Genomic DNA, 6067 nt, shown 5'->3' with positions numbered 1-6067 from the left:
TCCATAAAAGTCATCCTTTCATAAAGATTTCTTTATGGAAGGATAACGGATTTCACCCAATATTTACACCTTTTCGCTTAACTTGACGGCTATGGAACCTGTCCCCTTGTACCGCTCATAATTTTTTTATCATTCTTTTTGTAAGCGCTAGATTGTTTGGTGTTACAGTGATTTTTACACTTTTATGCGGTGAAGCATTTCTGATTCCTCATTGACAACCATATAGACATGCCTTTATAGTAGTCATTATTATTCTGAATAATGAATCGATTACAGGCAATGAACGGGAGCAGTAGAAGTGATTTTATAGTGATAGAGAGCTGCGGGTTGGTGGAACGCAGTCTATGAAACCTTTGAACTCGCCCAGGAGCAGCAAGGCAAACGGAATGTACGGATTTTAGAGATTCCCGATGCTTTGACGATTGACCTTCGTTAACAGGTTTTGAAAGCAGGATTCATTTATGAATCAACAAGAGTGGTACCGCGGTCAGCCAAAGGCTTGTCGTCTCTATTTCACACGTTATGTGTGATCAGGGATGGCAGGCCTTTTATTATTGATTTTGGCTCTTTTCTCAACGTTTGTTGCTTTAGCTATAAAAGCAGGGTAGCTTATACAATTTAAGCAAAAAATCTAGCTAGAAAAGAGCCTGGATACTCCATTTCAACGTGCCAAACAGCTATTTGCACGTTAAAATCGGCATTAAGATTTTAACAACAATGTTTACGAAAACAGTCTTGATTTTTAAACATCCAAGTATGACAGAATGGGAGTGTGTTAGATATGAAGGAAAAAACTGAAACGTTGAAACGCACGATGACTTCCCGCCACATCATGATGATGGCGCTTGGCGGAAGCATCGGGGCAGGACTTTTTAAAGGTAGCAGCGACGCAATTGATACGGCTGGTCCCTCAGTCGTGTTGGCGTACCTCATTGGAGGAATCATCTTATTATTCATTATGCAGGGGTTGGCGGAAATGGCCGTTCAAAACACAGGCGCCCGTACTTTCCGCGACCTCGTTCAATCCGTGCTGGGTTCATTCCCCGCTTATTTTCTTGATTGGATCTACTGGAAGATGTGGGTGTTGAACATTGCTGCTGAAGCCGTTGTTGCGGGTATCTTCCTACAATATTGGCTTCCCGGAACACCCATTTGGATCTTAGCACTTGTGGTTTCCGTCTGCGTAACTGTTGTAAACCTCTTGTCTGTCAAAATCTTTGCCGAAACGGAATATTGGCTTGCACTCATTAAGATCACTGTCATCGTCATTTTCATTCTATCCGGACTTCTATTATTATTCGTTTCATTCGGGGGTCATACAGCGCCGGCGTTCCATCATCTGACCAATGAGGGAGGATTCTTCCCGCATGGTGCTTCAGGGCTGATCACAGCGATGCTGGTCGTCATCTACTCCTATGGGGGCACAGAAATCATCGGGGTGACGCTTGCTGAGACGAAAGATCCTGAAAAAGTGGTTCCGAAAGCAGTAAGAGGGACACTGACACGCATCATCGCTTTTTATTTATTCCCATTTTTGATCATCGTCGGACTCATTCCATGGGATCAAGTAAACGGCGCCAACGAGAGTCCGTTCGTCATGGTATTCAAATTAATCGGCATCCCAGGAGCTGACCATGTCATGAACGCGGTTATCCTCCTTGCCATCATCTCTTCCATGAATTCGGGGTTGTACGGCTCTTCACGCGTCTTATATACCCAGGCAGTCGACGGCAGAGTGCCAAAGATCTTTTCACGCCTATCGTCTAAAAAGGTCCCAGTCTATGCCATCTTGATGTGCACTGCTTCCATGTATGCTGGCGTCCTGCTCTCCGTCTTCGCCGGCAGCAAAACATTTACGTATCTGATGGGGTCTCTGGGATATACTGTCCTATTCATCTGGCTGATCATCGCATTTGCCCACTTGAAGTCAAGGAATCAATCAAAACCGCTGACAGGGTATTATGTAAAATGGTTCACTTATACCACTTGGGTCGCCATCATTGCTCTGCTTGGCATTTTCATCGGCATCGTTACGACGACGCCTCCGATGATTACATGCGTTACCCTTGGGATCTATCTATTCATTTCTGCTTCATATGTCCTGAATAAAGAAGCACGGGTTGTTAAAAGGAGCATAGAGGCGTAAAAAAAGAGTCTCGGGATGATGAATACTCCATCTGCCTGAGACTCTTTTCTTATTTAATGCCCTCATCGCTCCATTAATTACTTAGGTCTTTCTATCTCAAAAACTTCACCAATTTTCGCATAATCATTCCCTGCCAATCGACTCACTGCCGCCAACCCTTTGGGATTGATTCTTCCATTTTCATAGATATCTTCTTCGATATGAAATTGAACGACCTTCCCTATAATCAGATCACATCCTGGAGTATCCGCCCCTCCCAATTCGAGGGTTTGCTCCAATGAACATTCCAATCTGATTTTTGCTTCCTTCACTCCCGGAACTGAAATTTTTGTACTTTCGACTGGAGTTAAGTTCGCTAACTCAATCTCACTCTCATCAGGAGGAAGACTTGCAGCTGTTTTATTTATTTTTTCAACATTTTGTTCATCCACAATATGCACTACAAATTCTTTTGATTCGATGATGTTTCTCGCTGTATCCTTTTGCCTGCCAGCTGACCGTTGGACGGATATCGAAATCATCGGGGGATTATGTGACACGATATTAAAAAAACTAAATGGCGCTCCATTTAACACACCACTTTTAGAAGCTGTTGTGACAAATGCTATCGGTCTAGGAATGATACTTCCAATTAGAAATTTATAATTTTCCCGTTCAGACAATTTAGATGGATCAATTGTAAGCAAAAAATCACTCCCTATCGTCTATCAGTCTAATGTTCTTACTTCTAACGGTATTAATACTTCTTCAATTTTTGACCTCTGAGACTCATACTGTGATGGCAGCATCAATTTATCGCCCATTGTCTCTTGTGACTCATCATGAGCAAATCCTGGGGGATCCGTAGCGATTTCAAACAATATTTCGCCATGTTCCCTGAAATAAATCGCATTGAAATAGTTGCGGTCCTGTACTGGTGTAACGCCGTAGCCATTTGCTTGGACGAACTGCTGCCAATCTAATTGATCTTGGTCATCTTTCGCACGCCATGCAATATGGTGTACTGTGCCAACACCCATTTGTCCCCGGCCGATAGGAGTCAATTTTACATCGATAACATTTCCGATATCACCAATTGAACGATAGCGGGCAAAATCCCCCTCGTTGCCGACCAATTCTAGTCCCATAACTCTTTCTAACAATTCCGCTGTCTTATCAGGCTGTGTGGATAAAAGAGTTGCTCCGCCAAAACCTTTGATAGCAACGTCAGGAGTTACCTTGCCGAACTCCCAATTATTGTTCTCTCCTGCTTCTCTTTCCACGAGTTCAAGGTGGAGTCCATGAGGATCATCAAATTCCAAATATCGCTCTCCAAATCGCTCCATTTTAGTGAATGGAACATTGAACTTTTCAAACCTTTCTTCCCAGAATCCAAAAGCACCTTTTGGAACGGCAAAAGAAGTAACCCCTACCTGCCCATCGCCTATGATTCCTTGGCGAGCCCCTGGCCATGGAAAGAAAGTTATTATGGTCCCTGGTTTACCCCCTTCATTGCCGAAATAAAGGTGATAAGTACCTGGATCATCAAAATTGACTGTTTGCTTAACTAAACGCAGCCCTAAGACCCCTGCATAGAAGTCCACATTCTCTTGAGGATGCCCTACAATCGCTGTGATATGGTGAATGCCCATTGTTTTCTTGCTCATTTTCAACACTCCTCGTGTAGGTAAAGTCCAACCAATAGCAGCTGAATTTTAAGCCAGGTTATATTCGTACCCAAATGCCGCTGCCAATAATCAGCTTGGAGCACATACCTTTGATTGTTTTTATCTCGAATTCGAGATATTTATTTAAAAAAAGAGAACACTTCGTTTGTCATCAAAAACCTTAAGTTGAAATTATCTTGAATTCGAGATAATTATATAACCTATGATTATAATTGTCAATAACCTGGTCTAGATAAGAAATCTTCTTCCTCCATAAATAAAAAGATTTTGGGACAAGGAACCTGTCCCCATGTCCCGGAAGTGATATAATGGAAAAAAATGCAAAGGGCTGAGTGCGTTGAAATTCCGTTATCCAGCGTTGTCAATTACGCTTTTTCTGTTCTTTTTGGTCTTGGCGTATATTAATCTGTACCAGGGAAGTGAACTGAGGGATGCAAAATTTGAGTGGAATCACCTTGCTAAATTCACATTCCTATTTCACGGCGCCCCCATTCATCCGGATGATATCAATCTATTAGATTACTTCATCTACTCAGCTAAGTATTTCCCATCATGGATGGCCGTCATGATCGTTGTTTTCGTTCTTTTTCTCGTTAGCATCTTCATACTTCTTAGACAGTACTTTAAATTAAAACAAGTTAAGAGCTAAGCTTATTTTCATTGTTTCTTATCAGAAAATCGTTCAAGAATGTAAACTAGCAATGGCATCATGCTAAAACAAATGGCAGATAACCATCCCACTAATAATGCTATTTTCCTTACAAAAGTTATCTCTAAATTAGTGGATGCAGTAAGAGTAGCAAGTACAAGCAGGCATACACCAATGAGAAAAATGGTAATTTGTCTCCCTTTATTAATCACTTTTTCATCAAGATTATCTAGATTGGCCGTCATCCGAAGAAACCACTGTACAACCCTTCCTGCAATCATTATTCCTAAGGCAGCTAGAATCAAATAAGCTGAAAAATGAATACCAAATTCCATATTGTCCTCCTGATATTTCTCTTAAAATATCCTACACTATTAGTTTAACATAAAATTCCATTTTTTCTTTAAAAACATAAAAAAACGCACAGTGCAGAAACACTGTGCGTTTTGATGTTAAATGAGAATTAAGTTTGCAGAAATATAGAATTAGGTTCATCCCTTGCCACATATAACCTCAAACGCATTATCCAAATTATTCCTTAATAATAAAGTTTGCTCAAAGATTTGCCCCTTTTCAGCCGGAAATGAACTCAAAAAATAAAAAAGTAAGAATAAAGTTTGCTTAAATAAAGAGGAGAGATCACCAAACAAAGGGATTGACCTAAACGTAATGAAGGCACCTTACGGTGACACCTGTATCACAAACGATTCTTGCCTTCTGATTGTTCTGTGGGAATGCAGTTCTTTACTACCTTTGGAATACAGTATACTTACCATGTTAATTAAGTTATCAAGGGTGGGCTTTAAATGATTAACGCAATTGTATTATTCATATTTGCTGGAATTGCAGAGATTGGTGGAGGGTATCTTATTTGGCTATGGTTAAGAGAAGGTAAGCCATTTTATTGGGGGGCTTTCGGAGGAATAGCCTTGGCGATATATATGGTTATTGCCACATTTCCATCATTCGGTAAAGTATATGCTGCCTATGGAGGAGTATTTATTGTTCTTTCTGTATTATAGGGATGGCGTATTGATAAAAGAACACTGATTTATACGATTGGATAGGTGCTGGTATATGTTTAGTGGGGGTTTCAGTAATGTTATTCGCACCTCGCCAATAGAGTAAAAAGACATGAATGCATAAATAATCACTATCCCCCTAAATTCCTTTTCCCTCTTACTCTTTTTCATGTTCCAAAATAGAATTCAGTTTTAAGAAGTAGAGTGATGTATTTAGGAGAAAGGCTTTTCTTTTTATCCTCACCTTTATAAAATAACCGAGAAGGGGTATCGAAGGTACCTTTTCAATTCGATAGTCTATTCCCTCATACGTAGTACCTTACGGTTCCTCCTATACCACCGTCATTCCCTTCCTTACCACAATACCCATACCTAATTATTTATTTATATATATTTTTATATGGGCGAGTGCTTCTGTCTGAAGTATGATATACGTTTCTGGATTTGGATTTCCCTTGAAAGGTGAAGCAGCACACTACTATACCTTACGGTTTCCCCTGTACCACCACTATTCCCTTACTTACCACGAGACCAATGCTTAATTATTTATATATTTATTTTTTTATGAGCGAGAAACTTGCTT

At 40.4% G+C, this 6067-nt stretch carries 5 protein-coding genes, 1 pseudogene and 1 other annotated feature; of the genes and pseudogenes, 3 read left to right on the top strand and 3 right to left on the bottom strand.

Going from position 1 to position 6067, the window contains the following annotated elements:
* Positions 1-270: 270 nt before the first annotated feature.
* Positions 271-513, top strand: a binding site (T-box leader).
* Between the two features lie 268 nt (positions 514-781).
* Positions 782-2146 carry an amino acid permease gene (locus DFR59_RS18535; RefSeq protein ID WP_114747150.1) on the top strand — a complete coding sequence of 455 codons (1365 nt, stop codon included), beginning with the start codon at positions 782-784 and terminating at the stop codon, positions 2144-2146.
* Between the two features lie 77 nt (positions 2147-2223).
* Here the strand turns inward: DFR59_RS18535 and DFR59_RS18530 are convergent, their stop codons facing one another.
* Positions 2224-2832 carry a flavin reductase family protein gene (locus DFR59_RS18530; protein ID WP_114747149.1) on the bottom strand — a complete coding sequence of 203 codons (609 nt, stop codon included), beginning with the start codon at positions 2830-2832 and terminating at the stop codon, positions 2224-2226.
* A gap of 21 nt (positions 2833-2853) precedes the next feature.
* The gene (locus DFR59_RS18525) at positions 2854-3792 is read right to left on the bottom strand and encodes a ring-cleaving dioxygenase (protein WP_114747148.1); all 939 of its coding nucleotides are present in this window, start codon (positions 3790-3792) and stop codon (positions 2854-2856) included.
* A gap of 358 nt (positions 3793-4150) precedes the next feature.
* Between DFR59_RS18525 and DFR59_RS18520 the strand changes: the two genes are divergently transcribed.
* Entirely contained in the window at positions 4151-4462 is a 312-nt protein-coding gene (locus tag DFR59_RS18520) for a DUF4306 domain-containing protein (RefSeq protein WP_158538438.1), read from the top strand.
* A gap of 8 nt (positions 4463-4470) precedes the next feature.
* Here the strand turns inward: DFR59_RS18520 and DFR59_RS18515 are convergent, their stop codons facing one another.
* Complete coding sequence (locus tag DFR59_RS18515; protein WP_114747146.1) at positions 4471-4797, bottom strand: hypothetical protein; 327 nt, start codon at positions 4795-4797, stop codon at positions 4471-4473.
* A 471-nt stretch (positions 4798-5268) separates the two neighbouring features.
* Here DFR59_RS18515 and DFR59_RS18510 point away from each other — a divergent pair.
* Positions 5269-5585: pseudogene (locus tag DFR59_RS18510) on the top strand (YnfA family protein).
* Positions 5586-6067 lie beyond the last annotated feature (482 nt).

Origin of the sequence: Falsibacillus pallidus (genome assembly GCF_003350505.1) — a bacterium.
Lineage (GTDB): Bacteria > Bacillota > Bacilli > Bacillales > DSM-25281 > Falsibacillus > Falsibacillus pallidus.
Note: the sequence above shows the minus strand (reverse complement) of the source record. Positions and strands in the feature narration are given on the sequence as shown.